This window comes from Deinococcus piscis (assembly GCF_014653275.1).
Lineage (GTDB): Bacteria > Deinococcota > Deinococci > Deinococcales > Deinococcaceae > Deinococcus > Deinococcus piscis.
Window position 1 is genome coordinate 15,378 of sequence record NZ_BNAL01000026.1, and the last position, 26,859, is coordinate 42,236.

Here is a 26,859-nt window from a genome sequence, read left to right on the forward strand (position 1 = left end):
GCGGGCCTTTTTGCTAGAGGACGGCAAATGCTGAAACTTGACCATGTGGTGATTCATGTCAGTGACTGGGAGCGCTCAAATGCCTTTTATGCCGAGGTCCTGGGTGCCGAGGTGGTGCCGCACGGTTCAGGCTTTGTCTACCGTATTGGTGGGCAGCAGCTGAATGTGCATGGACCAGGTCTGGAGGTGCAGGAGGTGGCCCGTCTGCCGGTGCAACCAGGCAATTCGGACCTGTGTTTCCAGTGGGACGGAAGCGTCGCTGAGGCGCAGGCGTATCTTGCGGTGCGGGGAGTAGAGGTGATTTCTGGCCCGGTGCGGCGGCCTGGGGCTGGAGGCGAGGGCCAGAGTGTGTATTTCTATGACCCGGACGGCTCCTTGCTGGAATTCATCAGCTATCAGGAGGACAAGTGACCGAAAAGGAACGGGTGTCCAAAGGCCCACAAAAAAAGTCGGAGCGCGACTTTGACTACGACCTCCACTACGCTGAGCTGAATCTGCGTGAGCAGCCGGAGCTGTACCGCGTGGGCCGGGGCGAGCAAGGTGTGCTGCTGGTGCAGCCGTACAAGGCCGAGATTCTGCCGCACTGGCGCTTTGCCACGCCCGACAAGGCGCGGGAAAGCAGCGACAAAATCTACGCGATGTTTCTTGGCTATTTGGCGCAGGGCGATTTTGTGGGAGCGGACATGGCCCGCAAATTTCTACAAATGGGCTTTACGCGTGCCCGCCGCTACGCCAACCACAAGGGCGGCAAAAAGTACGATGGCCCCGTGCCAGATGACAAAAAGGGCCAGTCGGGAGCGCATGGCCGCGCTGAATTGCCCCGCCAACCCGAAGACCCTATTAAGGCCGAAGCGGCCCGTATCTTTAAGGCCAAGTGGGACGAGGCCGAAGCCAACACGGAGTACGCAGCCTTAAAAAAGGACTGGAAAGCGCGTTTGGGTTGAGGTCGCCAGGAGCAGAAGGCAGAGAGCTAATCTGGACGTTCAGGACTCTCTGCTTTCTGCTTTTTTCCTCTAGAGCAGTCCGCTGCGGCGGAGCAGGGCCTGCGGGTCGGGGTCACGGCCCATGAAGTCGCGGTACAGCTCGGCAGGGTCCTTGCTGCCGCCCTGGCCCAGCAGCGTGTCCACAAAGTCGCGGCCTGTCTCGCGGCTAAAGATGCCTTCTTGCTCGAAGCGTGAAAAGGCGTCGGCGTCCAGCACTTCGGCCCACTTGTAGGAGTAATAACCTGCCCCGTAGCCCACCGGGCTGGCAAACAGGTGTCCAAACCGGGCAACCATCGCGTAGTCGCCGGGCAGGGGCAGAGGGCTAAAGCGGTTCATCACTTCGCGGGCGTAGGCCACCGGGTCCGTATCGCTGGCCGGGTCGTATTCCACGTGCAGGCTCAGGTCGGTCATCCCGAAGGAATACTGGCGCATGGCGGCGCTGGCGGCGCGGTAGTTGCGGGCGGCCAGCATCTTGCGGAACAGGTCTTCGGGGAGGCGCTCGCCGGTCTGGTAATGCCGCGCGAACAGGTCCAGCGCTTCTCGCTGCCAGACCCAGTTCTCCATGATCTGGCTGGGCAGTTCCACAAAGTCCCAGGCCACGTTGGTTCCGCTGAGACTGCGGACTTCTACCCGGCTGAGAGCGTGGTGGAGCAGGTGCCCGAACTCGTGAAAGACCGTTTCCACTTCGTCCAGCGAGAGCAGGGCAGGCGTATCTTTGCCCGGCGGGGTCATGTTGCCGCACATCAGGCCCAGGTGGGGCAAAAATTGGCCCTCGGCAGGTCCACCAGTCACAAAGGCGTTCATCCAGGCCCCACCGCGCTTGGTGTCGCGGGGGAACCAGTCGGTATAGAAGCTGGCGATATGTTCGCCGCGCTGTCCATCCTTGCCCTCAGCAAAGATGTCGTAGTAGCGCACGTCAGGATGCCAGCCGGGAGCCTGCGCCTCCTTGACCGTGATGCCGAACACCCGCCCGACAATCTCGAACAGGCCCGCCAGGACGCTGTTCAGTTCGAAGTAGGGGCGCAGCTCTTCTTCGTCGTAGTCGTACTGCTCCTGGCGCTGCTTCTCGGCCCAGTAGGCGATGTCCCAGTGTGCCAGGGCCGGGGCGTCCGTGCCAGCCTGCTGCCGGTAGAAGGCTTCCAGCTCAGCGTTTTCCCGCTCCCAGGCGGGCCGGGTCTTGGCTTCCAGGTCGCGCTCGAACGCCAGGGCTGCGTCGCCCGTTTTTGCCATGCGGTCTTCCAGCACCAGGTCGGCGAAGTTGCGGTAGCCCAGCAGCTGCGCCTTCTCGCGGCGCAGTTCCAGGATGCGGCGAACCAGTGGGCGGTTGTCTCCCTCCGGCTGCTGGCCTACCAGGCCGCTGGCCTGCCACAGTTCACGGCGCAGCTCGCGGTCATCGGCGTAGGTGAGCACGGGCGTCAGCACTGGGGCATGCAAGGTCAGGCGGTGCCCTGCTTGGCCGCGCTCCTCGGCGTCTGCCCGCGTGGCCTCCTGCACCCGCTGAGGCACACCGCTCAGGCGCTCGGCCGGCACATACAGCTCAAAGGCGGCGGTGGCGTCCAGCACGTTCTTGGCAAAGGTGTTGGTCACTTGGGCCAGTTCGGCGTTCAGCTCCTGCAAGCGGGCTTTCTTGTCTTTGGGCAGGTCGGCTCCGCCCCGGCGGAACTCGTCCATCGTCAGCTTGAGGAAGCGGGCGCGCACCGGGTCCAGATGCTGTGCGGCGGGCGTCTGCGCGTAAGCCTTGAGCGCTTGCCACAGCCCGGCATCCAGACCCAGTGACGTGTAGAACTCGGTCACGCCCGGCAGGATGGCTTCCTCAGCGGCGCGCCACTCGTCAGTGGCCACCACGCTGTCCATGTGGCCTACTACGGTGCGGGCCGTGTCCAGCTCGCGGGTCAGCCGGTCCAGCTCATCCACGAACCCGGCAAAGTCGCGCTCACCAGCCCCGGCAAGTGCACCAAGCGCGGCGCGGCTCTGATCCAGCAGGGTGTCAATGGCAGGCTGGGCGTGCTCGGGCCGCAGCCGGTCAAAAGGAATCTGGAACTGGATGTCCAGCAAAGGATTGGTGGATTGGGTCATGAATCCGAGTATAGGTGAGAGCGCTTAGTTTCCAGAGCGCTTAGTTTCCACTGCACCCAGCCAGCGCGCTGTCCACCTTGCGTCGGTGCTCGGCCTGCCACGCTTCTAGTGACTGGGCCGCCTCCTTTGCTTCTGCCTGGCGGGCCTGGTCTAGCAGCACCGGGGCTTCCCTGGCGGGAAGACATAGGATGCCCTCGCTGTCGGCCACTATCCAGTCGCCAGGATGGACCGTCACGCCACCACACTGAAGCGGTTGCTGCCACTCGCCGCGTGGCTCCTTGCTGCCCGGAATAGGGCTGGTGCCCAGGGCAAAGACCGGAAAGCGGGCTGCCTCAATCTCAGCCCGGTCACGGATGACACCATCAATGACCATGCCAGCAATGCCGTTCTGCTGCGCGGTCAGGCAGACGTTGCCTCCAGCCACCGCATGCCGCCGGTCCGGGGACTGCACCACCAGCACCGAGCCGACTGGTGCGTGATAAATCGCCGCGTGCAGCATCAGGTTGCAGCCGGGTTCCAGCCGTACCGTAAAGGCTGGACCGCTCAGCCCTGGCATGCCCGTGTACAGCGGGCGGATATGGTAGTCCAGCACCCGCTCTCCGGTCAGCAGCGAGCCAAAGGCTGTGGTGGGCGGTGCAGTCGTGGAAGTCATACTTCAGAGTAACGGGCAGAATGCTGCTGTTCTGAACATGGTAACTGGGGCCAAGGGGTACGTAGGCCACTTGGCGTAAGGATTCCGGCGCGGATTGGGGCAGACTGGCGTATGAAATCACTGACCCTGCATCCCCTCACCCCACCGGACCTCCCGGCCTGGGCTGAGGCGTTTAGCTGCTGGCGGCCAGACAGTCCGCGTACCGCTGCCGAGCTGGCTGAGCGTGACCGGCTGCGCACGGTGGATGAAGTGGTTCAGCGGTTCTGGGTGTGCGGCAGTGAGGAGCAGCGGGTAGGTGTGCTGGAACTGGAAACCCCCCGCGCCGAGAATCATCCCGGTTGGTTGCAACTGCGGGTCGGCACGCCGCAGCCTGAGCTGCTGCCCCGGCTGCTGGACTTGGGCCACCGGCAAGCGCGTGAGCTGAATGCCGCCGCGCTTATTGCCCGCGTCCGGGAGGACCGGCCTGAACTGGCGGCCCATCTGAAGGCAGGCTTTGCTGAATATGACCGCACGTTCAGCAGCCGCTTGGACCTGGCCTGCTTGGATGTTGGGAAGTTCGCGGACAGGGAAGCAGCGGTACAGGCGGCAGGGGTCCATATCCTGCCCTTGGAACAGGCCACGCTGGAGGCAGGCTGGGGTGAGTTTGCCCAGTCGGAGGCGGCGCAGCGGCGGCTGTATGCCCTGGTCGTCTCACGGCTGGCGGCTGTGCCGGGCGTTGTCAGTTACCGCCCCTGGTCCTTCGAGGTGTGGCGAGAACGCGCCGCTGACCGCTACGACCCCACGCTTGTCTTTGTGGCGGTGTCTCCGGCAGGCGAGTGGGTGGGGCTGACCGAGCTGTTCGCCGAGGCTTCAGGTGCGCTACGTACTGGGCTGACCGGAGTAGAGCCCGCGTGGCAGGGGAGAGGAGTGGCCTATGCCCTCAAGCTGGCGGCCCTGCGGGCAGCGCGGGAACGCGGCTACCACTCGGTAGACACGGTGAACCATCAGCGCAATGCTCCCATGCTGGCAGTCAACCGGGCACTGGGATTTGTGCCGAACCCGGCAACCGTGTTGCTGCGGCGCAGGGTCTAGCAAGGCCAGCGGTTAGAAGGAACGGGCCTGTCCTTCCAGCCGTTCGAGGTCGTCTAGGGAGGCGTAGGCCTGGGCCAGCGCAGCATTCAGGTCATCCAAGCTGGCCGCGCCTTCCATGCGTTGCTGGGCCCCTTGGAGTTGTTCGCTGGCCTGCGCCGCCGCCGAGCGCAGCTCTGCCGCCTGCACTGCCCGGCGGGCCAGCTTCAGCGCCAGGACCACACCAGCTGCACTTCGCTCCAACTGCGTGTCCAGCTCGGCGGCCTGTCTGCGGGCCACCTCCAGGGCCAGCTGCGCCTGGGCGGTGGTTGCCAGCGCGGTGTTCAGGTCGGTGCGCCGCTCCCGCACGAGGTACAGCACTTCGCTCTGCACCGCTGCGGCGTGCAGTGGTTGCCGGGCTTCCAGGTCGGGCAGGCTGGCACTCAGCAGGTGCTCTACCTCGGTGGTCAGGGCCAGAGCGCGTTCCAGTTCGGCTTGGCTGCCCGCAAGCTGCTGCTGCTCCTCGCTCAGCGCAGCTTGCTGCCGCCGCAGGGCGTCCTGGCTGCGGTACAGCCCTTCCAATAGTGGCGTGCTCTGGGCAGCGACCTGGGCATATTCCTGTGAGGTGAGCGCCGTAGGGCGGCGGCCCAGAAGCCGGGCCAGCAGTCCAGGTTGGGCAGGCTGCAAGCGGGCCATGAGCTGCCGCAACTCGCTCAGGGGCGGCGCGTGATTGCTCCCGGCTGTGGGCAGCGCACGGCCCAGTCTCGCTGCTTGGGCCTGCGCTCGCCCGCCCAGCGCCTGCACAGCGGCCACCTGCCTGCGGAATTCGGGGCTGTGGTGTGGAAGCAGGGCCAGGTCAGTTGCCAGCCGCTGCGCCTGCGCCCGGAGCTGTGCTTGTTCCTCGGGGGTCAGGCCAGTGGGCGACAGTCCGCTGCTCACTGTTCTAGCAGGCTGTCTGCTCCCTCTTCCCGGAGCATCCGCAGGAATACATCCACGTAGTGAGGGTCAAAATGCTTGCCTGCTTGGTCCCGCAGTTCCTGTAGGGCACGCTGCTGACTCCAGGCTTCCTTGTAGGGGCGCTCGCTGGTGAGGGCGTCATAGACATCCACGATGCAAAAGACGCGGGCCGTTTCGGGAATCTCATAGCCGCGCAGTCCTGCGGGGTAGCCGCCGCCGTTCCATTTCTCATGGTGATAGCGCACCAGGTCCAGCGTTTCCGTCGGCAGAAAGTGCAGGTTTTGCAGCAGATCGTAGCCGATTTTGGTGTGCGACTCCATCACTTTGCGCTCCGATGGGGTCAGCAGGCCCGGCTTGTGCAAGATGGCGTCCGGAATAGCGATTTTGCCCAGGTCGTGCAGGTAGGCTCCCCAGCGCAGGGCCGTCATCTTGGATTCGCTGAAGCCCAGGGCATGGCCCAGGCGCAGGCTGAGGTCCACCACGCGGCCAGTGTGCCCGCCCGTTTCGTCGTCGCGCTGTTCAAGCGTGCCGCCCAGCGCTTTGAGGCTGAGGTCACGCGCCTCACTCAGTTCGTCAATGGCGGCGAACTGGCCCAGCTGTGCGCCCAGCAAGCGCGTAAATGACTGAAGCACACCCACATTGTCCGGGTGAAATTCGGCGTTACCGGGCCGCGCCAGCACAATCGTGCCCAGGTGCTGGGTGTCGCGGTTGTTGACCGGCACGGCCAGAAAGCGGGTGCGCTGGTCACGTGGCAGCCGCACGAGCGCTTCTTCCACGACCCAGTGGTCGGCCTGTACCGAGCGGCTGTCATTGTGGCTGGGAAAAATGGGTTGCCCCATAAACGGCACGAACGCCCCACGGGCCGCCAGAATCTGTGGACTGCCTCCCCGGTAAGCCAGATACGCCAGGTTGGGGGCCAGCCCCAGTTGGTGAATCATTTCTGCGCCCGCTTCTGTCACCTGCTCGGCTGTTTGGGCCTGGGCCAGCCGCTCACTGCCGCTCCGCAGGGCCTGGACGGTCCGGCGTTGCCAGCGCAGGTCGCTGACATTCAGCTGATCGCGGTAAATGATCAGGAATAAGCCCGCCAAGACCAGCGTGGCGGTCAGCAGGTCCTGGGCTACCAGCTGCTTGGGAAACAGCACGATGTAGGCCAAAAAGGCAGCTGGATAAGCCAGCAGCGCTGCCCAGCGGATAGGGCCGGTGAGCGAAGTGGTCAGGGCAGCCAGCAGCACAGCCGAAGCAGCCATCAGTGCCTGATTCGCCTCTACTGCAGCGTACCCCAACACCCCGACGGCCAGCAGGGCGGTGAGTAGGGGAAGAACTTGTGCGAGCACGGCGCTTAGTGTAGCACCGCGTCTCTTGCAGGGCGCTGGCTGCTTTCGCCTGTTCGCGTCTTCTTTAGGCGCTGTTTCTTTAGGCGCTGTGCCCCGCTAGGCCAGGCCTCCCTCTAGACTGAGTGTATGGTCTCAACTCAGACGCTGGGCACTCCTGGCCCGCTCCGGCTGGCTTCGCTGGTGTGCAGCAACACCGAAATCCTGCAAGTGTTGGGCCTGCTCGGTCAGGTGGTGGCGGTAGACAGCCATTCAGACAGTCCTGGTCTGGAAAGCGCAGTGCGGCTGGGCCCCGATCAGGACATTGATATACCTAAGCTGGTCCAGGCCCGCCCTGACCTGGTGCTGGCCAGCCTGAGTGTGCCCGGCCTGGAACGGGTGGTGCAGGCGGTAAGGGAAGCTGGACTTCCAGTCTTGGTGCTGGACCCTATTTCGCCCCAGGACATCGCTTCGGATATCCGGCAGGTGGCGCAGGCGGTAGGGTGCCCGCAGCGCGGCGAGCAGGAAGCTGAGCGGTTTCTGGCTGGCCTGGAAACGGCCGCACGTGGGAGCCGCCGGGCGCTGGCAGCCTGGCCCCGCCCCCCCCGCGTGATGGTGGAATGGTGGCCCCGGCCCATCATCGCCGCGACCCGTGACTCGTGGGTGACCCATATGTTGCAGGACCTGGGAGCCCAGAACGCCTTTGCTGAGCGGGCGGGCCGCAGCAGTCCTTTGACTCTGGAAGAGGTCCAGGCCGCTGCCCCTGACTTGATGACCTGTTCATGGTGCGGCGTGAAGAAGCTGCGCCCTGAAGTGATGGAAGCCCGTGGCCTGGGCGCGGAGGTGGTGTGCATTCCTGAAAGTGGTCTGGGTCGGCCCGGCCCACGTCTGCAAGAAGGTATGCAGGCTCTCGGGGCGGCGCTGGCGGCCCTGCCAGTCCCTGAGCGCTAGCGCAGCGGAGGCAGGCAAGGCTCCAAATGACAACCGCTCACCCGTGGGATGAGCGGCTGAGACAAATGGCGCTGACTTGTGGCGATTACTTGAGCGACTGAACCCAGGCGTAGATGTTGTTCAGGTCGCCTTCAGAGACCTGGGCTTCGCCGAAGCGGGGCATGGTGGCCGCCAGCTCTCCATGCGGTGAGACGCCTTCACGCACAGCCTTTACGAATTCGGGCTGTGCCCAACCAACCGCGTTGGCCGTCATGGCAGGGCCAAGGGCTCCTTGACCTTCAGCCCCGTGGCAACCGGCGCAACTAGAAGCGAAGACCTGCTTGCCAGCTGCGGGGTCGCCCGTTGCAGCGGCTGCAGCATGGGCATCGTTGCCCTCCTGGGAGGTGCTGCCTTCAGTTGCAGGCTGGGCAGTGCCCTCTGCGGCAGCTGGGGCAGAAGCTGAGCCTGCAGCTGCGCCAGCTGCCGCACCTTCTGCACCGTGGTCTTCCGCGCTGTGGTCTTCAGTGCCAGCTTCAGCGTGAGCTTCGTGGGCGGCCACCTTGTTCACCGCTGCTCGGTATCCGACCACTGAGCCACCGATTCCCAGCAGCAACAATGCCGTCATAGCCAATGCATACGTACTTTTCATTCCTACCACCTTACCACACGGTCATGCGGGAGACAGGGCCAAAAAGCCTGCTCTCAGCGCTGCTCAAGCAACCGGTTTTTCTCGTCTACCAGGACCACACGGGGTTCCAGCGTGCGGGCTTCTTCCTCGCTGAAGTTGCCGAACGCCGCAAGAATCACCAGGTCGCCCGGCTGCACCAGATGGGCCGCTGCGCCGTTGATCCCGATCACGCCGCTGCCGCGTGCGCCACTCAGGGCGTAGGTATACAGGCGGTTGCCGTTGGTGATGTTCCAGATCTCCACCTTCTCATTGGGGAGGATGTCGGCGGCGTCCAGCAGGTCCTGGTCAATGGTCACGCTGCCCACGTAATCCAAGTCAGCCTGGGTGACGGTTGCGCGGTGAATCTTGGCCCGGAACATAATTCTTTCCACGGGCGCAAGTATAGGCGAGTGGAGGACGCCAAATGCGCCGCCGCCTTGAACCAAGCTGAAGCTTCTGGGGGCCGCTGCGTGCGGCCAAGCAGTCAGCTCCAGTACTTCCACAGCAGCTGCGCCGCCGTGAGCAGCAGCAAGCCGGCAAATCCCCCCTTGAGCTGCGCCGTGGGAATGCGCTCCTGTAGACCGGCTCCAGCACGTGCGCCCAGCAGCACGCCCAGGGCAACGGCGCAGGCCAGAGCGGGGTCAAGCAGGCCCCCCGCCTGATAAATCAGCGTGTTGGCGACTGCCGTCAGCCCCATGATGAATGTGGACGTGGCGATGGCCTCGCGCAGCGGCAGCCCCCCCAACAGGTTCATGATGGGCACCTGTACCGTGCCCCCGCCGATGCCCAGCAGTCCGCTCATGACTCCCGCAAAGCCCATGCCAGGTGCTGCCCAGCGGCTCTGCGGGCGGCGTTCCTCGGCGCGGGGGCCACTGCGCAGCAGCCGGTAGGCCGAGTACAGCAGCAGTGCTGCAAAAGCGGTGGCGACGGCCTGCGCGGGCAGCACCAACCCCAGCAGACTACCGATCACCCCGCCTGCGATGGTCAGCGGAGCATACAAGTAGCCCGTGCGTGCCTGCACCAGCCCCCGCTGAAGGTAACCCGCTGCGCCACTCAGGCCTACCGCCAGTACTCCCACCTGACTCACGGCGATGGTGGCGGCAATCGGGAGCGGCTGCCCCAGCGCCTCTGACACCGCTCCCAGGGCAGGCACCACCACCACACCCCCGCCCAGTCCCAAAATGGCCCCCAGCACGCCAGCCAGCAGACCAATGAGGAGGGCGGCGAAGGTCAGTGTCATGGCAGCAATGCTAGCGCGTACGCTGCCTCACGCCGCCAGGATTGAGAGCTGGTCTCTGCGGTGCAGCCTTGCCAGGCTATGAGGCGTGATAGAAGTGGTTTTTCCCGCTTTATCCCCGCTCCTGGTCCTGTTCACGTCTTTGCCAAATTCCGACTGCTCTAAGCATGTTCTGCTGCTACAGAGCGGGCAGCTACCGGCACGCTGGGCGGCAGCTCAACCACCCGGTTCCGTCCGCTGTTCTTGGCCCGGTAAAGCGCTTCGTCGGCGCGGGCGATCAAGGAGCTGACCGTGTCATGTGGCACGGCGCGGGTCAGACCTACACTCACGGTGATCCGGAGTCCGGGAATATCCCAGTTCAGCTGCATGGTCCGCAGCCGAATTCGCTCGGCCACCCGGCGCGCTTCCTCGTTGTGGACACCGGACAGCGCCACCAGAAACTCCTCGCCGCCGTAGCGGGCGGTCAGGGCGTCCAGACCGGCCACTTCTGGTAGCAGCTGTGCCAGGCACCGAAGCACCCTGTCGCCGACCACGTGTGAGTGATTGTCGTTGATCTGCTTGAAGTGGTCCAGATCAATCAGCATCAGGTGCAGCGACTGGGTCGGGGCCCGCAGCTGGTGCAGCAGCCCAGGCAGGATCTCATCTGCTCCCCGGCGGTTGCTGATGCCGGTCAGGGCGTCGCGGCGGGCCATGCCTTCGGCCAGCTGTACGCGCTGTTTCCACTCGGCCTGCACGCTGCCTTCGGCCAGCAGGTCGTCCGTGGGATGAAACAGGCCGGTGAATCCCATAGGATCAACGGCCTGCCCACGCAGTTCTGCGGCTACCTGCCGCATGAGATTCAGCGCCTCAGCAAGCCGCTCCTGCGCCTCATACAGCCCAGCCAGGAGTTCTAGGGCTTCTACTCGCAGGTGGTGCTTACCCCAGCGGTCCATCAATTCTAGGGCGGTGTTGATGTGTTCTTCGGCTTCGAGTTGAGCGGTGCGGCGCTGCGCAGCACAGTCACTGGGCCGCTTGAGCAGCAGCTTGCCCAGCCACAGGTGCAGGTCAATCTCGCCGTCCATGTACTGTTCCGTCAGGTGCTCCAAGCGCTGTGAAAGCAGGGAGATGGCCTCGTCATACTTGCCTTGGTGCGCCAGGAGCCGCGCTTCAAGGGCGCAGCGGGTGTTGTGGTAGAAGAGCTCGGTGGGGGGGAGCACATAGGTTTGCTCCAACATCTGCGCTGCTTGCTGAAGGTGCGCCGCCTGCTCCTCGCTGCGTCCGAGCCGCTCGCTTTGTTCGGCGAGGAACAGATGGGCCATGCCCTGTGCCAACTGGGCTTGGGCACGCACCTGTGCTTCTGGATGGTTCTGCAAGTGATAGGCATCAATCAGGTGCAGGGTCCGCTCAGGATCGCCCCAGTCCAGATGCAGGTTGGCCAGATTGATCTGAAGCATGCTGAGCAGAACTTCCGGCACCTGCATTCCTTCTTGGCGGCTGAGCTCCTGAGCCAGCAGAAACTGCTGCGTGGCGCTGTGCCACTCGCCAGCGGTGTGGTGCAGGAGGGCCATGTTGTTGGCCACCTTGAACTGCACTTCGGTGTCCCCTGTACGCACGGCCTCCTCACGGGCACGGCGAAAACTGACCCGTGCTGCCCCCGGCTGACCCAGGTCAATCTCGATATTGCCCATCAGATTGAAGGCATGGGCCAGTGCTCGCCTTCCCGCTTCGCCTTCGCGCTCGGCCTCTTCTATCGCCAGCCGCGTGCAGCGATAAGCCTGCTGCATAGACCGGCCACACAGCCAGCGCCCAACCGCGACCAGCCGGTCAGCCCGCATCTTTGACTGTGCTTTCTCCTTCATACGGCCTTTAACATAGGGCAGAAATATTAGGAAAGTTACGAACATATATGCGCCAATTACATTGTTGTAGGCAAACGACATATCTGGCGAAAAGTGAAAAATTTTGCACTGGCCCGGCAAAAATCGGCAGACTGGGGTCTATTTTTCAGTCCTCACCGCTGAAGGGGAGTGTCCACTTCTACTGGACAAACTCACTAGAGCATTTGACAAAAAGACCCTTTGTCTTTTTGGCGAACGGAGTGAGTGCAAAACAAAGAGCAGGACGGAGAATGGAGCTATGTGGAGTGGGGTTCTAGGCATAGCGTAATTCGGAGAACTGCTCTAAATTTCTCACGTTTCCAGCCCTATCAATTACGAAAAAGCTGGGGGTGTCACTCCCCAGCTTCTGAACGCTGAACCTCTGCTTGTTGTCTGGCTGCTCTAGAAAGCTGTTTCCAGCGCTCCCAGTGCGCCTGCTGCGTCTGTAATGCCTGCCTGCGCCATATCGGGGCGGCCACCGCCTTTGCCGCCGCCAGCCGCAGCCAACTTGCCGACCAGCTGACCGGCGTGTGCCCCTTTCGCTACCGCATCCTTGGTGGCTTTGACGACCAGGCCCTTGTCGGAAGCGATGACCACGATGTCGGCTCCGCTCTGTTCCAGCAGTCGGTCCGCTGCGCCGCGCAGCTCGCCGCCCTCAATTCCGCTGAGCTTCAGGCTGGCGACCTGGAACCCGCCCAGTTCGCGGGTGTCGGCGCTGCCGCCTCCGCCCATCTGCGCTTCGGCCAGTTGGCGTTTCACGTTCGCCACTTCTTTCTCGCTGGCTTTCAGTTGACCCTGCAGGCCCGCAATGCGGTCTTCCAGGCTCTCAGGGCTGGTGTTCAGGAGCGCAGCGGCTTTGGCAGAAGCGCTCAGGCGCTCGCGGACCCACGCCGTCGCCGCTTCTCCGGCCAGCGCCTCGATGCGGCGCACGCCCGCCGCTACGTTCTCGTCGCTCAGCAGCACAAATGCGCCGATGTCACCGGTCCGGCGCACATGCGCCCCGCCGCACAGTTCCATGCTGGATACAGCTTGGCCGGAGTAGTCCACGTCACCCTCAACCCGCACCACACGCACGGTGTCGCCGTATTTTTCGCCAAAGAGGGCAGTAGCGCCCGCCGCCTTGGCCTCGTCAATCGGCATCTCTTGCCAGCTCACTGGGAAGTTGGCACTGACCCAGCGGCTGACCAGGCTTTCCACGGCGGCCAGTTCCTCCTGGCTCAGGGCCGCCGTGTGGGTAAAGTCAAAGCGCAAACGGCCTGGGGCCACCAGTGAACCGGCTTGCCGCACCCCGCTCCCCAGCACGGCCCGCAGAGCGGCGTGCAGCAGGTGGGTGGCGGTGTGGTGGCGCTGAATGGCGGCGCGCTCTGGGCCGACCACGCCGCGCACGCTCTGGCCCTGGCTCAGCTCGCCACTCAGCACTTCGACTTCGTGCAGAAAGACGCCGCCGACCCGGCGGGTGTCCAGCACCCGGCCTTCGCCGCCGCTCCACTCCAGCCTGCCGGTGTCGCCCACTTCGCCGCCGCCTTCAGCATAGAAGGGGGTGCGGCTGAGCACCACGGTTTTGTGCCCAGCGGTCTCGCCCTCCAGCACGGCCAGCACGTCGCCTTCGGCGTCCAGTTGGTCGTAGCCCACGAACTCGGTCTGGGGCAGGTTCTGCACCGCTTCGGCCCCGGCGTCGAACAGCTCGGACTTGCCGAAGCGGCTGCCTGCGCGGGCGGTTTCCTGGGCGCGTTCCAGGGCCAGCTCGTAGCCGGTGACGTCCACCTCTACGCCGTGCTCGGCGGCAATTTCCTGGGTCAGGTCCAGCGGAAAGCCGTAGGTGTCATACAGAGTAAACGCGTCTTCGCCGCTCAGCACCTTCTCACGGCCCAGGTCTTCCAGCAGGCCACTCAGGCGCTGAATGCCGCCTTCCAGGGTCCGCAAGAAGCGCTCTTCTTCGGCCTTGATGGCGGCTTGTATCCGTTCCTGCTCGGCCACCAGCTCCGGATAGCCGTCTTTCATTTTCTCGACCACCAGCGGCACCAACTGGTAGATGCTGGGTTCGTTCAGGCCCAGCAAGTACGCGTGCCGGGAAGCGCGGCGCAGCACCTTGCGCACCACGTAGCCGCGCCCGGTGTTGCTCAGGGCCACGCCGTCGGCAATCACCATGCTCACCGAGCGGGCGTGCTCGGCAATCACGCGGTGCGACACGCTCTGTTCGCCCTCGTAGGGGCGGCCACTCAGCTCGGCAATCTTTCCGATGATCGGAGCAAAGATGTCGTTGGTATAAAAGTCCGGGACATCCTGCACCACGCTGGCGACACGCTCCAGGCCCATGCCGGTATCAATGTTTTTGAAGGGCAGCGGGGCCAGAATCGGCTCGCCGTTCTCGTCCAGGCCCTGACGGTCGAACTCTGGAAAGACCAGGTTCCACACTTCCAGAAAGCGGGCGCTCTCGCGGGTGTCGGCGTACTCGGCCCAGGTGTCGTCGCCGTACTTGGGGCCACGGTCGTAGTAAATCTCGCTGCACGGGCCGCAGGGACCGTTGGGGCCTTTGAGGGGCGCGTCAGCGGGCCAGAAGTTCTCATCGGCACCAAAGCGGTGGATGTGGTCAGCGGGCAGGCCGTGGTCTTCGGTCCAGTAGCGGAACGCTTCGTCGTCGTCCACGTAGATGGTCACGTACATCCGCTCTGGCTCGAAGCCCATCCACTCCGGGCTGGTCAGAAATTCCCAGGCCCAGGCAATGGTGTCGCGCTTGAAGTAGTCCCCAAAGCTGAAGTTGCCCATCATCTCGAACAGGCTGAGGTGACGCCGGGTGCGGCCCACGTTCTCGATGTCGTCCATCCGTACGCACTTTTGGGCGGTGGTCACGCGCTTGCTGGCGCCTTCGTTGAATACCGCTGGTGCGCCCATGAACTGGGGCTTGAACTGCTGCATCCCGGCCACCGTGAACATGGTAGTAGGGTCGGGAGCCACCACCGGGTGACCCGGCAGGATCAGGTGTTCTTTGCTCTGAAAAAATTCCAGGAATTTGCGGCGAATGTCCGCTGTGGTGAGGTGCCGAGCAGACGGGGAAGCAGGAGAGGACTCTGGCGCGGTCATAACCGCGAGTATAGCGGCCCGCAGCGTGGCCTGGCTTTGGGCGATTCGGCTCTGGGGGTACTCCGCTTCGGGCTGCCCATGTTTGGACCAGGCAGTGGCCAGATCAAGGCATTGCTCTGTCTGGGCGTTGGCTGAACTGGCCGAACGCATGCTTGGGTATCAGGCAAGCTCAGCTAGCGGCGACCTTGCCTTTCCAGCTCCTGAATTCTGGCTTCCAGTTCGCGGATACGGGCCTGTTCGCTGGGGCTGTCGCTCTGGCGGGCGCGGCGCAGCAGCATGACCAGTGCTGTAATGCCTAGCACGGGCAGGCCAAGCAGCACGGCGATCATGATCCATTCCATCGGTCCAATAGGCATAGGGCAGTGTACAGGACACTAAAAACCGGTATACGGTCTCCGGCAAGCCCAGCAGGAAGTCACGGAGCAAGAAGCGGCCCCCGTCTTTATTGGGGACTGCCTATGCCAATCCACTTGCATTCTCAGGCGCAGGCCAGTCTCGGCCTTATCTCAGCCCAGTCTCGGTGCAGGCTCAGCCGAAGTCGCTGTCCCACCACATCTCACGTTCGCGGGCTTGCCGGGCGCGGGATTCGTCGCTGAGGGCCTGCATGGAGGCAGCCAACTGGTCCCAGTGCTTGTCGCCCATCGGGTCAATGCTCAGCGCACGCTGCAAGTAGCCGGCCATCTCCTTGTGGCTGCCCGCTTGCTGCGCGGCGGTCGCGGCACTGTCCAGCACGCTCAGTTGTAGACCTTCGAGCCGGGCGCGTACATCGTCAATCCAGGGGCCGTCGCTGCCCGGCAGGTACTCGCCGTACAGGCCGACCACCTCGCGCAGTTCTTCCAGGCCCAGCTTGCCCTGCTCAGCCTGAGCCGCCAGCAACTCAAAGCGCTGCACATCGTACTCAGGGCGAATTTCATCCGACAGGCTGTAGCGGCGATTGGTGCTGGTCACGGCGTCACTGCCCAGCGATTTGCGCAGGCGGTGCAGTGTGGTGTGAAAGAGACTGCTGGCGCGCGACTCGTCTTTTTCGGGCCACAGCGCTTCTGCCGCTTCCCAGGAGGTGACTTCGCCATTTTCCAGCAAAAAGAAAAACAGTTCCAGCGCTTTGCGGGACACCCACGACACCACTTCGCCGTCCTGCGTGACCTGGGCGCTGCCTAGCGCGGTGGCCTTGAGGCCGCTCTCGCCCTGTAGGGTCATGCCAGCGCGGCGCAGACGGGCCTCCACAGCCCCGTTCAGGTCGGCGGGCGTAAATGGCTTGGGCAGGTAGTCGTCGGCCCCCAGGTTCATGCCCCGGCGGACATCGGCCCGCTCGGCGTGGCTCGACAGCAGCATAAAAGGCACCCGCGCCAGCTTTTCGTCCTCGCGCATCTTTTCCAGAAAATCCAGGCCAGTCATGTACGGCATGACCACGTCGCTGATCACCAGGTCCGGTACAAAGACCTTCATCAAGTCCAGCGCCTCGACGGGGTGGCTGGCTGTCCGTACGTCGTGACCCGAGCGGGTCAAGATGACAGAGATCAGTTTGAGAATAGCGGCGTCGTCATCCACGACCAGGATTTTGGGCATGACACCCAGTGTAGCAGCCGTTTTTCAGCGGCGGCTCATGTCCTGCCTGCGTGCGCGGCTGCGTTAAGGTAAAGCATGTCCACACTGCAACTGATTCTGGCCCAGGTGCTGACGCAGACTCCCGGAACCTCAGCGGCGGAAGCGGTGCTGGTCGGTGCCGGGCGGATACTGGCGGTGGGTCGCCGCGCCGAGCTGAGCGCCCAGGCTCCGCAGGCACAGGTGCTTGACCACCGGGACCTGGTGCTCACCCCCGGCCTGTGCGACGCCCATACCCATCTGGCGACCTACGGCTTTACCCTCTCGCAGCTGAACCTGCACGGTACCCGCTCCGTAGCGGAAGTGCAGCGGCGACTGGCCGAGCGGGTGGCCCGCACGCCGAGCGGCGAGTGGATTCAGGGCGGCGGATTCCTGCTCTCGGAGCTGGGCCTGAGCGACTACCCCAGTGCGGCTGATCTGGACGCGGTCAGCCCTGAGCATCCGGTGGCGCTGTATTCACGAGACCTGCACCTGCTCTGGGTGAACAGCCGCGCCCTGGAGCTGGCTGGCATTCACGCTGGCACGCCTGACCCAGAAGGCGGCCAGATTGTGCGCTCACGTGTCGCCGGACCGGATTCGAGTGGCCTGGGCTGCTTGCTGGAGCATGCCTGCGGCCTGGTCAGCCGCGTCATCCCTGAGCCGGACGCGGTGGCCTATCTGGCGGCGGCGCGGGCCGGGGCGGATGACCTGCGGGCACGCGGGTTTGTCAGCACACACACCATGGCGTACGAGTCACCACAGGCGGCGCTGGCCCTGCAAGAGCTGGACCGCCGGGGCGAACTGGGCGTGCGCGTGTGGGCCTGCTTGCCCCACAGCGAACTTGACTCGGCTGAGCGTCTGGGGATTGGCGGCAATGGGGGAGGTGGCATGTTTCAGTGGGGAGGGGTCAAGTTCTTCGCAGATGGGGCGCTGGGCAGCCGCACCGCCTGGCTGCACGCGCCGGGCTTCGCTGATGGATCGGGTACGGGCATCGCCCTAGACCCGCCGGAGCTGATTCTGGAACGTGGTCGCCGCGCCCTGGAGCTGGGGCTGGTGCCCGTCACGCACGCCATCGGGGACCGCGCCAATACCGAGGTGCTGAACGTGTACGACCAGCTGCGTCCGCTGGCCGATGCCCGGGGGCTGCCACTGCGGATTGAGCACGCCCAGCACCTGCGCCCCGAGGACCTGCCGCGCTTCCGGGGCGTGGTCGCCAGCTTGCAGCCTTCGCACCTGCCAGCCGACGCCGCGCTGATTCGGGACTTGGTGCCGCACCGCGAGGCCCTCAGCTTTGCCAGCCGCAGCCTGCTGGAGCACGGCGCGGTGCTGGCGTTTGGCAGTGACGCTCCGGTCACGCCGCCCAGCGCTCCAGTCAACTTCGCGGCCAGTGTGACCCGCAGCGGGGACCGTGGCGCGCCGCTGGCTCCCGGCGAAGCCCTGACGCCTGAGCAGGTGCTGTGGGCACACACGCGGGGCCCGGCCCTGGCAGCGGGCTGGGCCGACGAGGGCTGGATTCGCCCTGGCGGCCGCGCTGCATTTACCCTCTGGGACCGGCTGGGCGGCGCGGCGCAGGCGCTGGTGCTGTAGGGGCGTTTCCTGGCGAATCTGTCCAGATGGAAAAAGCGCGGCATAAAGCGGCAGCGCAGAGCGAAGGCAGAGCGGCCACAGGACACAAAAGCGGGTCATGCAGGGTGCGCTCTCCCGCGTGGCTTAACCGGGAGAACTGCTTTAAGCTGGGCCATGCCAAGTCCGACCCCTAGCCAACCACTGCACGCCCAGCACCAGGTTCCGGTGCGCGAGATTACCCTGGGGCTGCTGGGCTGCGGCAGCGTGGGCACCGCTTTCTTGCAGCTTCTGGACCGCCGCAGCTCCGTTTTTGAGGACATGGGCGTGCGGATTCGTGTGGTCGGCGTATTGGTGCGCGACGCCGCCCGGCCCCGCGACGTGCCCGCTGGCACCCCGCTGACCGAATCGCCAGACTTTCTCAATGAGTGCTCGGTGGTGGTGGAGGTGATGGGCGGCACCGTTCGCCCGCTGGAGCTGCTGCGGCCTTACCTGCGCTCAGGTCGCCCTGTCATCACCGCCAACAAGGCCCTGCTGGCCGAATGCTGGGACGAACTGCGGCCCTATGCCCTGGCCGGACAGCTGTACTACGAGGCCAGTGTCATGGCCGGGACCCCAGTCATCGGCCCCATGAGTACCGTGCTGCGGGCCAGTACCTTTCAGCGCCTGCAAGCGGTGGTCAACGGCACCTGCAACTTCATCCTGACCCGTATGGAAGAAGGCCACACCTATGCGGCAGCCCTGGCGGAAGCGCAGGCGCTGGGCTACGCCGAGGATCCCCCTACCCTGGATGTGGGCGGCTTTGACAGTGCCCACAAGCTGGCGGTGCTGGCCCGCTTTTGCGTGGGCGGCGACTTTGCCTACAGCCAGATAGAGGTGCAGGGCATTGAAGGGCTGACACCTGAGCTGGTGCGCGCCGCCGCCGAGCGCGGTAAACGCTACAAGCTGGTGGCTGAGCTGCGCCGCGAAGGGGAGGGCTGGCACGCCAGCGTGTCCCCGCAGGCACTCCCCGCCGACCATGCCCTGTGTACCGCTGGGGCCAGCCGCAACGCGATGGTATACGAAGGCGAAGAGTGCGGCCCGCTGTTCTTCGCGGGCGGTGGCGCAGGCGGTATGGTCACAGCCTCCGCGATGGTGGGCGACCTGCTGGACTGGCTGATCGGCTTTCCGGGCCATGTGCCGCTGCACGGCGTAGAGGGCTGAAGCCGGGCAGCAAGCGGCTGGTGGACACCCCCGGTTGCCTCACGGCAACGGCCCCCTGGGAGGGGGCTGAAGCTGACCTGCTAAGCCTTCTGTACCTCCTGCTTTACTCTTAGCCCCCGACCCGGTCGGCCCGGATATTGCGCACCGTCTGGTCACGCAGGTCGGACACGTCCTGACCGATGCTGACCTTGTAGTGGTGCGGGTTCAGCAGGCGCAGCGTGCCTTCTTGCAGCTGAAGCGCCTCGGTGCGCGCACGGGCCTGTATGGTGGGTAGGTCGTCGGCAGGATGCACGCGCTGACCATCACGCATGACCACTTCGCGGACATCTTCCCACTCCAGGGCAGGCAAGTGCGTGTGCTTGAGCGGGTTGGTCGGGTCGCTGACCAGGTCGCCCTCTTTGGGCTGCCCTCCCAGCGTCATCACGTCAAAAGTGAGGATGCCTTCGCGGTCACGGCCACGCCAGACGCGTTTTACACCTGGAACATTGCTCTTGATGGGGTCGCCGGTCAACTTCATCTTGGGCTCGCCGTTCAGGGCGGCCAGCTTGTACACGCCGCCCAGTGCGCCGCCGCCATCGCCGCCAGCCGTCGCCAGCTGGGTGCCAACACCGTACACATCAATGCGTCCGCCTTCGGCAATCACCGAGGCAATCACCTGCTCATCCAGGTCATTGGAAGCGATGATTTTCACGTCTGGGAAGCCGGCTTCGTCCAGTGCCGCCCGCACCCGGCGGCTCAGGTACACCAGGTCACCGCTGTCCAGGCGCACGCCGCGCAGTTCGTGGCCTTTGGCGCGCAGTTCGCGGGCCACGGTCAGGGCATTAACCAGGCCGCTTTTGAGGGTGTCTACCGTATCGAGCAGCAGCACGGTGCTGTCCGGGTAAGCACTGGCATAGGCGCGGAACGCTTCCAGCTCGCTGCCAAAGCTCTGCACCCAGGCGTGCGCGTGCGTGCCTGACAGCGGCAGGCCGTAGCGCAGGCCCGCTTCCACGTTGGAGGTGGCAGTAGCCCCGCCCACAAAAGCGGCGCGGGCGGCACTCAGAGCACCGTTGGGGCCCTGGGCGCGGCGAGCACCAAACTCCACCACTTCGCCGCCGTACGGACTGCTCAGGGCCGAAATCACGCAGCGGGCCGCTTTGGTCGCCACCAGGGTCTGGAAATTGAGGGTATTGAGCAGCGCCGTCTCGACCAGTTGGGCTTCCCATAGAGGCGCTGTGACACTTAGCAGCGGCACATGCGGAAACACGATGCGGCCTTCGCGGAAAGCAGTCACCGTGCCGGAAAAGCGCCAGTCTCTCAGCGCCGCCAGGAACTCGGGACGGAACAGGTCCAGCGCCGCCAGGTAATCCAGGTCTGCTGGGCTAAAGCTGAGGTGCTCAAGGTAATCCAGCGCGGGTTCCAGCCCAGCCCACACCGCAAAGCCGCCGCTGTAAGGCTGCTTGCGGTAGTACAGGTCAAACGTGGCTTCCTGGTCGTGCATGCCCTCAAGGAAATAGCCCTGCATCATGGTCAGCTGGTACAGGTCGGTAAAAAGCGGCGTGGAGCAGACCAGGTCGCGCTGCTGGGTAGGTGTCACGGGATTCATAGGAGCCTCCAGGGGCCAGAACAAAGAAGAAATGAGGGGGGAGAGGGACACCGGCCAGAGTGAAGAGTGACACCGGCCAAAGTGATTCCGGCAAGAGCTTTACCGTAGCGCAGAGCCGGGGCAGGCGGCCAGCTTTAGGCCAGCCTCGCCCCTGGGGCAGCCACGTTCAGGCCACCACGTCGTCCAGCTGCTGTCCCCGTGTCTCTACCCCAATCGCCCAGGCGCTGGCCGCAGCAATGGCAAAGCACAGGGCAAAAACCGTCAGCGCAATGCTCAGGTTGCCGGTCAGCAGCATGGCTCCTACGCTGGGCGAAATCAGGCTGGCGGCGCGGGCCATGCTGCTCATCAGGCCCATGCCGGTGGAGCGCAGCCGCGTGGGAAAGAGCTCTGGCGTGTAGGCATACACTGCGCCCCAAGCACCCAGCAGCGCGAAGGACAGCAGCGCGGAGGTAGCGAGGACGCTCTGCGGAGTGCCTGCTGACAAGAACAGGTAGGCTCCCACCGCGCCCAGTGCCAGAAAGCCGCTCACCGTGGCCCGGCGTCCAATGCGGTCCACCAGGTAGGCGGCCAGGGCGTAGCCAGGCAGCTGCGCCAGCGCCAGCAACAGCGTGGTGCGGTAGACCGCGCCCAGGTCCATGCCGCCCGCTTTGAGGAAGCTGGGCAGCCAGCTGAAGATGCCGTAATACCCCAGTGAGAGACCGAACCACACGATGCCAAGCAGGACAGTTCGCTTTCCCAGCGCGCCGCGCAGCAGGTCTGCGGGGGTGACGCGGGCCGTGGTGACTGGAGGGGCAAGTTCCTGTCCACTGAGTGCCTGCGGCTCACCGTTGGCCTGCGCCACCTTTTCTACAGCGGCGCGGGCCTGTCCCTCCTGACCGCGCAGCAGCAGGTGCCGGGGCGAATCGGGAATGCCGAAGCGGGCCAGCAAACCAATTAGGCCTGGCAGCGCTGCCAGACCCAGCAGCCAGCGCCAGGCCTCCTGCGGCGGCAGCTGCGTGCTGAGGAACCAGGCCAGCCCAGCCACGACGATGGTGCCCACGGCCCAGAAGCTTTCCAGATATACCAAGAAGCGCCCGCGCCAGGCGGTTGGCACGAATTCAGCCATCATGGCGTAGTCCACCGGCAGGGTGCCGCCGATAGCAAATCCGGTTAGGAAACGGGCCACCATCAGCAGGGTCACTGTAGGCGCAAAGGCTCCAGCCACCCCAAACACGACGCCCAGAGCCACCGTCGTCAGAAAGACACTGCGCCGCCCGATCCGGTCCGCCATGTATCCCCAAAAAGCTGCGCCCACGAACATTCCGGCAAAAGTCGCTGTCAGCAGCCAAGTCATTTCCGGTGAGCCTTTTTGTAGTCCAAATTCGGCACTGATGCCGGGCATGGCGAAGCCCATCAGCAGCACTTCCATCGCGTCGGCGGCCCAGGTCAGCCCGCAGATGGCCAGCAGCTTCCACTGAAAGTTACCCATCCCGATACGGTCAATGGCGTCATCTACGCTCAGAGACGGGGAGACAGCACTCCCGCCAGGCGCTTGTGAAATGTTTGTCATGCCTCATGATACGGGGCAAATGCCCCCAATGTCATCATGGGAACATTGCTACTTCGTGAGTAACTTCACGAGCTGCCTGGTGTGGTTGTGCTGGGTGCCCATTCGGACAGAGGCGCCTCAGTACAGGCCCGTCAGGAGAATGGAATATTTCTTCCCTGCGTTCTTTGCAGGAATGCCCGGCTGTGCGTCAAAGTACAGGGTGACGAAATAGACAGCTCCTCGCCGTAGCGCTGCCGGCCTTCTTCGCGCAGTGCGTCCGCCGCATTGTCCAACTTGAGAATGACCCGGTTTGCTTCCTGCCAAAAGCCAGGAGTCACCTCACGCCCCTGCGGCAGCTCGGCGGTGCGGTAGACGAGCGTCCCACAGTGCAGATCATCACAGGTGACATTTTCATACAGCCAGGTCACTTCTCCCCGGTTCAGCGTGTCTTCCGAACTCAGTGTGCCTGAGCACTGTATTTCCGGCAGGGCGATGACTCCGTAGGTCGGCGTCCTTGATGGGCGGGAACGTGGTCAGGGCTGCCGATCCACTCGCACTGCCCGCTGGCAAGTCGGCTGGTGGTGCCGGTGTACAGCTGAGGAGCAAAGCAAGCACACAAACTGTAAAAGCGCATAGGCCAGTGTACTGAGGCAAAAGTGGAGTGAGCCGGAGTAGCGGACTAGAAAAGAGAAGAAACCCCACCCGGTTGGGTGAGGTTTTTGATGGTGTACCCAGGAAGATTCGAACTCCCGACCTTCTGATCCGTAGTCAGACGCTCTATCCAGCTGAGCTATGGGTACATTATTGAGATGGGCTATCACTGCTTGGCTTGGTGCTTGGACTCAGTGCTCAGGCAGGAAGGGAGTATACCGGGCACTCCACAAAAGTGCAAGCGGACAGCAGGTGCGAAGCGCCAAAGGTTAATGGCAAGGTAGACAAAGAGAAAACCCCACCCGGTTGGGTGAGGTTTTTGATGGTGTACCCAGGAGGATTCGAACCCCCGACCTTCTGATCCGTAGTCAGACGCTCTATCCAGCTGAGCTATGGGTACGCACGTGGCGGAGAGGGAGGGATTCGAACCCTCGATACCTTGCGGTATACACCCTTAGCAGGGGTGCGGTTTCAGCCACTCACCCACCTCCCCAAATTGTGCGGCGCTTGTGCCCCTAATCGCCAGTTGGCGGAGGGTGAGGGATTCGAACCCCCGGTAGGTTGCCCTACTGCAGTTTTCAAGACTGCTGCCTTCAACCACTCGGCCAACCCCCCGTTTGCTCATGTGCAGAGCGTGTGCGGAAAACCCTTTCGGGCGGGGCCGCTTCTCAAGCGCGAAAGGAAGTATAGGGACCAGCGCCGCATCTTGTCAAATCGGCTCACATTTGGCTGGGTACTGCGTGCTGGGGCCGTATTGCCGCATGGGGCAGCGAGTGGGTATCATGGGCCCATGTCCCGAGGCCCCTTTCCTGACCCCATGCGTGGCCCGGTCAGGCACGGCCAAGGTGATGCTGCCATGCGTGGTCTGACCCGAACTTCCTGCGCCTGAGAGCCTGTTTTCCCCGGCTTTCAGGCGGCTTCTTTGCGGCGGGCCACGCTTTCCTTGTTCCTGACCACTTCTTTTGGATTCTTCTGGAGAACCTATGCACATTATCCTTCCTGACGGCAAACAACTTGACCTTCCCCAAGGAGCCACGGCTCTGGATGTGGCCCGGCAGATTTCTGAGCGCCTGGCTGGTGACGCTGTCGCGGCAACCGCCAATGGCGAGCTGACCGACCTGATGACGCCTTTGTCAGACGGCGCACGGCTCAGCCTGATCACCAAGAAGAACCCCGGCGACGCAGCGGCCCTCTTCCGCCACTCGCTGGGTCACGTGATGAGTCAGGCCGTGGGCGAGTTTTACCGCGCCAAAGGCTACGGGGATGATCAGATCAAACGCGGCGTAGGCCCGGCCATCGAGAACGGTTGGTATCAGGATTTCGATCTGCCTGAGCCACTCAGCGAAGATGACTTGCCCGAAATTGAGCGGCTGATGCGCGACATTATCGGGCGCAAACTGGAATTCTCGCGCCGCGAGGTGAGCCGCGCCGAGGCGCTGGACGTGTTTGCCCACGATCCTTATAAGGCTGAGTTGATTGAAGGTCTGCCCGAAGGCGAAGCCGTCACGCTGTATACCCAGGGCGATTACACCGACCTGTGCCGTGGCCCACACTTTCCGAATACTGGCCGCTTGCCCACTGCCTTTAAGTTGATGAGTACCTCCGGGGCCTACTGGCGCGGCAACGAGAACAACCCCATCTTGCAGCGCATCTATGGGGTGGCCTTTGCCACGCAAAAGGAGCTAGAGGACTACCTGAACCTGCTTGAAGAAGCCAAGCGCCGCGACCACCGCCGCCTGGGTAAAGAGCTGGAGCTGTTCTTTACCAGTGACGTGATTGGGCCGGGCCTGCCTATCTGGCTGCCGTCAGGCGCAACCATTCGCCGTGAGCTGGAACGCTTTATTGTGGATGTAGAGCTAAAAAACGGCTACCAGCATGTGTACTCGCCGGCACTGGCGAAGTCGGAGCTGTATAAGATCAGCGGCCACTGGGATCACTACCAAGAGGACATGTTCCCCATCATGTATCTGGACCAAGAAGAACTGGTGCTGCGCCCCATGAACTGCCCGCATCACATCCAGATCTACGCCCACAAGCCGCACTCCTACCGTGAACTCCCCCTCAAGATTGCTGAGTTGGGCACCATGTACCGCTATGAGCAAAGCGGCCAGCTGACTGGCTTATCGCGGGTCCGCAGCATGACGCTGAACGACGCCCACATCTTCTGCCGCCCTGACCAGATTCAGGAAGAATTTAAGGCCGTGGTACGCATGATTCAGGAGGTGTACGAGGTGTTGGGCTTCGAGCATTACAGCTACCGCCTCTCGCTGCGTGACCCTGGCGATACCGAGAAGTACTACCAAGACGACCAGATGTGGGACACCGCCGAGGCGCAGCTGCGTGAAGCGCTGGCCGACCTAGGCGTGGACTACTACGAGTCGCCCGGCGACGCGGCCTTCTATGGCCCCAAGTTGGATGTGCAGGTGCGCAGTGCCCTGGGCAAAGACGAAACCATCAGCACGGCGCAGCTGGACTTTTTGCTGCCGCAGAAGTTTGATCTGGAGTATGTGGCCGAGGACGGCTCGCGCCAGCGTCCGGTGATGATTCACCGTGGGGTGATTTCCACCATGGAGCGCATGACGGCCTTCCTGATCGAGAACACTGCCGGCAACTTCCCCTTCTGGCTGGCACCACGCCAAGTCATGCTCATTCCCATTGCTGACCGCCACAATGAGTATGCCGAGCAGCTGCGGGCCGAACTGGTGGCCGCCGGTCTGCGCGCTGAAGTGGACACCGGCAGCGACCGTATGAATGCCAAAGTGCGCGACGCTGAGCTGAAAAAGATTCCCGTCATGCTGATTGTGGGCGACAAGGAGCAGGAGGCTCAGGCTGTGAGTGTGCGTGAGCGCACCCCCGAAGGCCACCAAGAGCGCAAAGGCGTGGCGTTTGCCGACCTGAAGGCGGAGCTGCTGGACCGCTACCAGAACCGCCGGTAATTGAGGCGCGTGGCCCGGAGAATTGACAGAATCCGGGCCGCCCCTTACACTGGTTGAGCTTTTGAGCGGATGATTAGCTCAGCGGTAGAGCGTTCGCCTTACAAGCGAAGGGTCGGGGGTTCAAATCCCTCATCATCCACCACAAACACCCCGCCTGGAGCGGGGGTTTTTGCTGTCTGATCTCTGGTGTTTGGGGTATCAATCTTGAGGCAGAAAAATTCCGCCCCTCCAGCGAGTAAAAGGTTGCCGATAGGGGTACATTGGGCAAAAATTAGAAAACCTCAGCACACGTTTTATATGTGCTGAGGTTGGAAAAGTGCTTAGCTGCCAATTGAAACGATGATGGTCGGTACCATTCTATCCCTCCTTTGATATTGGTCTAGCTCATGTCTTGTCCAAGTGCAGTTGTCAGGCTGCTGGGACAAGCAGTTCATCCGTGAACAGAGTATCCCAAGTAACCTACTTGTCATGGAACCTTCTCTCACAAGTTCGGACGTGGCCATCGCTACACCGGAGCAGTGTCGTATACTGCTCAGTTCGGACTATAAGGATGTTATTAAGAGACTGCTTACTCGACCTCACTCTCTGAAAGAGCTTGTAGATGATCTCAATTTATCTATGGATAGAGTTTATTATCGTGTTAAACAACTAGAGGCCATTGGTCTGGTAAAAGTCGTAAGTGAGGAGCGACGGCCTGGAAAGCCGATAAAACGCTACGCAATGACGGCGAAGAGCTATGAACTTCCTTTTTCTAATACTTCAAGTGCAACACTTGATGAATTGATTCTTGGTCAGATGATGGAGCGGCAAGAAACATTTGGGAAATATTTAATGGAGAACCTGATTGGGAAGGGAGGTGTTGGAGCTACAGGACCAAGCTTGCTGGTCACTCTTCAGAAAGGTACTCTGGTTGTAGATCTAAAAGCCGATGAAACATTAGAAGGAGATTCTAAGTAGCTTCCGGGTGTAGACTAAGTCATCAGACGACTTGACCCCCAACTGACTCCTGAAGACGA

Annotated in this window: 22 protein-coding genes and 5 tRNA genes; 9 read left to right on the plus strand and 18 right to left on the minus strand. The window is 63.2% G+C overall.

Translation table 11 applies throughout. The features are described from left to right. The first annotated feature begins 27 nt into the window (after positions 1–27). Positions 28–411, plus strand: coding sequence for a VOC family protein (locus IE158_RS09855; protein WP_189643526.1), 384 nt, complete (start codon positions 28–30; stop codon positions 409–411). Beyond that, positions 408–944, plus strand: coding sequence for a DUF4385 domain-containing protein (locus IE158_RS09860; RefSeq protein ID WP_189643527.1), 537 nt, complete (start codon positions 408–410; stop codon positions 942–944). Before IE158_RS09855 ends, IE158_RS09860 begins: the two co-directional genes overlap by 4 nt. Before the next feature lie 69 nt (positions 945–1,013). On the opposite strand, the gene IE158_RS09865 is transcribed toward IE158_RS09860, so the two are convergent. Then, positions 1,014–3,059, minus strand: coding sequence for a M3 family metallopeptidase (locus tag IE158_RS09865; protein WP_189643528.1), 2,046 nt, complete (start codon positions 3,057–3,059; stop codon positions 1,014–1,016). A gap of 40 nt (positions 3,060–3,099) precedes the next feature. Beyond that, entirely contained in the window at positions 3,100–3,711 is a 612-nt protein-coding gene (locus IE158_RS09870) for an RraA family protein (protein ID WP_189643529.1), read from the minus strand. A gap of 111 nt (positions 3,712–3,822) precedes the next feature. Here IE158_RS09870 and IE158_RS09875 point away from each other — a divergent pair, with 111 nt between their 5' ends. Further along, positions 3,823–4,782, plus strand: a complete 960-nt coding sequence (locus IE158_RS09875; RefSeq protein ID WP_189643530.1) for a GNAT family N-acetyltransferase — start codon at positions 3,823–3,825, stop codon at positions 4,780–4,782. A gap of 12 nt (positions 4,783–4,794) precedes the next feature. Here the strand turns inward: IE158_RS09875 and IE158_RS09880 are convergent, their stop codons facing one another. Next, positions 4,795–5,697 carry a toxic anion resistance protein gene (locus tag IE158_RS09880; RefSeq protein WP_189643531.1) on the minus strand — a complete coding sequence of 301 codons (903 nt, stop codon included), beginning with the start codon at positions 5,695–5,697 and terminating at the stop codon, positions 4,795–4,797. Further along, positions 5,694–7,049 carry an HD-GYP domain-containing protein gene (locus IE158_RS09885; RefSeq protein WP_189643532.1) on the minus strand — a complete coding sequence of 452 codons (1,356 nt, stop codon included), beginning with the start codon at positions 7,047–7,049 and terminating at the stop codon, positions 5,694–5,696. Before IE158_RS09885 ends, IE158_RS09880 begins: the two co-directional genes overlap by 4 nt. Positions 7,050–7,175: 126 nt before the next feature. On the opposite strand from IE158_RS09885, the gene IE158_RS09890 reads away from it, so the two are divergent. Beyond that, on the plus strand, positions 7,176–7,976 hold the full coding sequence (locus IE158_RS09890; protein WP_189643533.1) for a helical backbone metal receptor: 801 nt from the start codon (positions 7,176–7,178) through the stop codon (positions 7,974–7,976). A gap of 85 nt (positions 7,977–8,061) precedes the next feature. On the opposite strand, the gene IE158_RS09895 is transcribed toward IE158_RS09890, so the two are convergent. The 7 genes from IE158_RS09895 to IE158_RS09925 form a co-directional block, all read right to left on the minus strand. Then, a complete protein-coding gene (locus IE158_RS09895; protein ID WP_189643534.1) occupies positions 8,062–8,604 on the minus strand; it encodes a c-type cytochrome in 543 nt (180 codons plus the stop codon). Positions 8,605–8,657: 53 nt separating this feature from the next. Beyond that, positions 8,658–9,014 carry an aspartate 1-decarboxylase gene (gene panD, locus IE158_RS09900; RefSeq protein WP_189643535.1) on the minus strand — a complete coding sequence of 119 codons (357 nt, stop codon included), beginning with the start codon at positions 9,012–9,014 and terminating at the stop codon, positions 8,658–8,660. A 92-nt stretch (positions 9,015–9,106) separates the two neighbouring features. Continuing rightward, positions 9,107–9,862, minus strand: coding sequence for a sulfite exporter TauE/SafE family protein (locus IE158_RS09905; protein WP_189643537.1), 756 nt, complete (start codon positions 9,860–9,862; stop codon positions 9,107–9,109). Between the two features lie 158 nt (positions 9,863–10,020). Next, complete coding sequence (locus IE158_RS09910) at positions 10,021–11,673, minus strand: GGDEF domain-containing protein (RefSeq protein WP_229839049.1); 1,653 nt, start codon at positions 11,671–11,673, stop codon at positions 10,021–10,023. Positions 11,674–12,117: 444 nt separating this feature from the next. Then, on the minus strand, positions 12,118–14,796 hold the full coding sequence (gene alaS, locus IE158_RS09915; RefSeq protein ID WP_189643541.1) for an alanine--tRNA ligase: 2,679 nt from the start codon (positions 14,794–14,796) through the stop codon (positions 12,118–12,120). 173 nt (positions 14,797–14,969) lie between these two features. Continuing rightward, positions 14,970–15,152, minus strand: coding sequence for a hypothetical protein (locus IE158_RS09920; RefSeq protein WP_189643543.1), 183 nt, complete (start codon positions 15,150–15,152; stop codon positions 14,970–14,972). Between the two features lie 172 nt (positions 15,153–15,324). After that, positions 15,325–16,362: an AfsR/SARP family transcriptional regulator gene (locus tag IE158_RS09925; protein ID WP_189643545.1), complete on the minus strand. Its 1,038-nt coding sequence runs from the start codon at positions 16,360–16,362 to the stop codon at positions 15,325–15,327. Between the two features lie 75 nt (positions 16,363–16,437). Here IE158_RS09925 and IE158_RS09930 point away from each other — a divergent pair, with 75 nt between their 5' ends. Further along, positions 16,438–17,964 carry an amidohydrolase gene (locus IE158_RS09930; RefSeq protein ID WP_189643547.1) on the plus strand — a complete coding sequence of 509 codons (1,527 nt, stop codon included), beginning with the start codon at positions 16,438–16,440 and terminating at the stop codon, positions 17,962–17,964. A gap of 153 nt (positions 17,965–18,117) precedes the next feature. Then, a complete protein-coding gene (locus tag IE158_RS09935; RefSeq protein ID WP_229839050.1) occupies positions 18,118–19,143 on the plus strand; it encodes a homoserine dehydrogenase in 1,026 nt (341 codons plus the stop codon). Between the two features lie 109 nt (positions 19,144–19,252). On the opposite strand, the gene IE158_RS09940 is transcribed toward IE158_RS09935, so the two are convergent. The 7 genes from IE158_RS09940 to IE158_RS09970 all read right to left on the minus strand — a co-directional run bounded on the left by IE158_RS09940 (position 19,253) and on the right by IE158_RS09970 (position 23,522). Then, a complete protein-coding gene (locus tag IE158_RS09940; RefSeq protein ID WP_189643548.1) occupies positions 19,253–20,728 on the minus strand; it encodes a nicotinate phosphoribosyltransferase in 1,476 nt (491 codons plus the stop codon). A gap of 166 nt (positions 20,729–20,894) precedes the next feature. Next, the gene (locus tag IE158_RS09945; RefSeq protein ID WP_189643550.1) at positions 20,895–22,277 is read right to left on the minus strand and encodes an MFS transporter; all 1,383 of its coding nucleotides are present in this window, start codon (positions 22,275–22,277) and stop codon (positions 20,895–20,897) included. A gap of 131 nt (positions 22,278–22,408) precedes the next feature. Then, positions 22,409–22,684, minus strand: a complete 276-nt coding sequence (locus IE158_RS09950; RefSeq protein ID WP_189643552.1) for a hypothetical protein — start codon at positions 22,682–22,684, stop codon at positions 22,409–22,411. A gap of 295 nt (positions 22,685–22,979) precedes the next feature. Next, positions 22,980–23,056: transfer RNA gene (locus IE158_RS09955), tRNA-Arg, on the minus strand. Positions 23,057–23,230: 174 nt separating this feature from the next. Continuing rightward, positions 23,231–23,307: transfer RNA gene (locus IE158_RS09960), tRNA-Arg, on the minus strand. 5 nt (positions 23,308–23,312) lie between these two features. Further along, positions 23,313–23,400: transfer RNA gene (locus tag IE158_RS09965), tRNA-Ser, on the minus strand. Positions 23,401–23,434: 34 nt separating this feature from the next. After that, positions 23,435–23,522: transfer RNA gene (locus IE158_RS09970), tRNA-Ser, on the minus strand. 368 nt (positions 23,523–23,890) lie between these two features. On the opposite strand from IE158_RS09970, the gene thrS reads away from it, so the two are divergent. From thrS to IE158_RS09985, 3 genes are all read left to right on the plus strand, one after another. Next, the gene (thrS, locus tag IE158_RS09975; protein ID WP_189643554.1) at positions 23,891–25,843 is read left to right on the plus strand and encodes a threonine--tRNA ligase; all 1,953 of its coding nucleotides are present in this window, start codon (positions 23,891–23,893) and stop codon (positions 25,841–25,843) included. A gap of 67 nt (positions 25,844–25,910) precedes the next feature. After that, positions 25,911–25,985 (plus strand) — tRNA-Val (locus IE158_RS09980). A gap of 326 nt (positions 25,986–26,311) precedes the next feature. Then, positions 26,312–26,800 carry an ArsR/SmtB family transcription factor gene (locus tag IE158_RS09985; protein ID WP_189643555.1) on the plus strand — a complete coding sequence of 163 codons (489 nt, stop codon included), beginning with the start codon at positions 26,312–26,314 and terminating at the stop codon, positions 26,798–26,800. Positions 26,801–26,859 lie beyond the last annotated feature (59 nt).

Coding starts and splice junctions, on each gene's coding strand:
- IE158_RS09855 (WP_189643526.1), top strand. CDS start 28: ATGCTGAAACTTGACCATGTGGTGATTCATGTCAGTGACTGGGAGCGC.
- IE158_RS09865 (WP_189643528.1), bottom strand. CDS start 3,059: ATGACCCAATCCACCAATCCTTTGCTGGACATCCAGTTCCAGATTCCT.
- IE158_RS09870 (WP_189643529.1), bottom strand. CDS start 3,711: ATGACTTCCACGACTGCACCGCCCACCACAGCCTTTGGCTCGCTGCTG.
- IE158_RS09875 (WP_189643530.1), top strand. CDS start 3,823: ATGAAATCACTGACCCTGCATCCCCTCACCCCACCGGACCTCCCGGCC.
- IE158_RS09890 (WP_189643533.1), top strand. CDS start 7,176: ATGGTCTCAACTCAGACGCTGGGCACTCCTGGCCCGCTCCGGCTGGCT.
- IE158_RS09895 (WP_189643534.1), bottom strand. CDS start 8,604: ATGAAAAGTACGTATGCATTGGCTATGACGGCATTGTTGCTGCTGGGA.
- IE158_RS09905 (WP_189643537.1), bottom strand. CDS start 9,862: ATGACACTGACCTTCGCCGCCCTCCTCATTGGTCTGCTGGCTGGCGTG.
- IE158_RS09910 (WP_229839049.1), bottom strand. CDS start 11,673: ATGCGGGCTGACCGGCTGGTCGCGGTTGGGCGCTGGCTGTGTGGCCGG.
- alaS (WP_189643541.1), bottom strand. CDS start 14,796: ATGACCGCGCCAGAGTCCTCTCCTGCTTCCCCGTCTGCTCGGCACCTC.
- IE158_RS09920 (WP_189643543.1), bottom strand. CDS start 15,152: ATGCCTATTGGACCGATGGAATGGATCATGATCGCCGTGCTGCTTGGC.
- IE158_RS09925 (WP_189643545.1), bottom strand. CDS start 16,362: ATGCCCAAAATCCTGGTCGTGGATGACGACGCCGCTATTCTCAAACTG.
- IE158_RS09930 (WP_189643547.1), top strand. CDS start 16,438: ATGTCCACACTGCAACTGATTCTGGCCCAGGTGCTGACGCAGACTCCC.
- IE158_RS09935 (WP_229839050.1), top strand. CDS start 18,118: ATGCCAAGTCCGACCCCTAGCCAACCACTGCACGCCCAGCACCAGGTT.
- IE158_RS09940 (WP_189643548.1), bottom strand. CDS start 20,728: ATGAATCCCGTGACACCTACCCAGCAGCGCGACCTGGTCTGCTCCACG.
- IE158_RS09945 (WP_189643550.1), bottom strand. CDS start 22,277: ATGACAAACATTTCACAAGCGCCTGGCGGGAGTGCTGTCTCCCCGTCT.
- thrS (WP_189643554.1), top strand. CDS start 23,891: ATGCACATTATCCTTCCTGACGGCAAACAACTTGACCTTCCCCAAGGA.
- IE158_RS09985 (WP_189643555.1), top strand. CDS start 26,312: ATGGAACCTTCTCTCACAAGTTCGGACGTGGCCATCGCTACACCGGAG.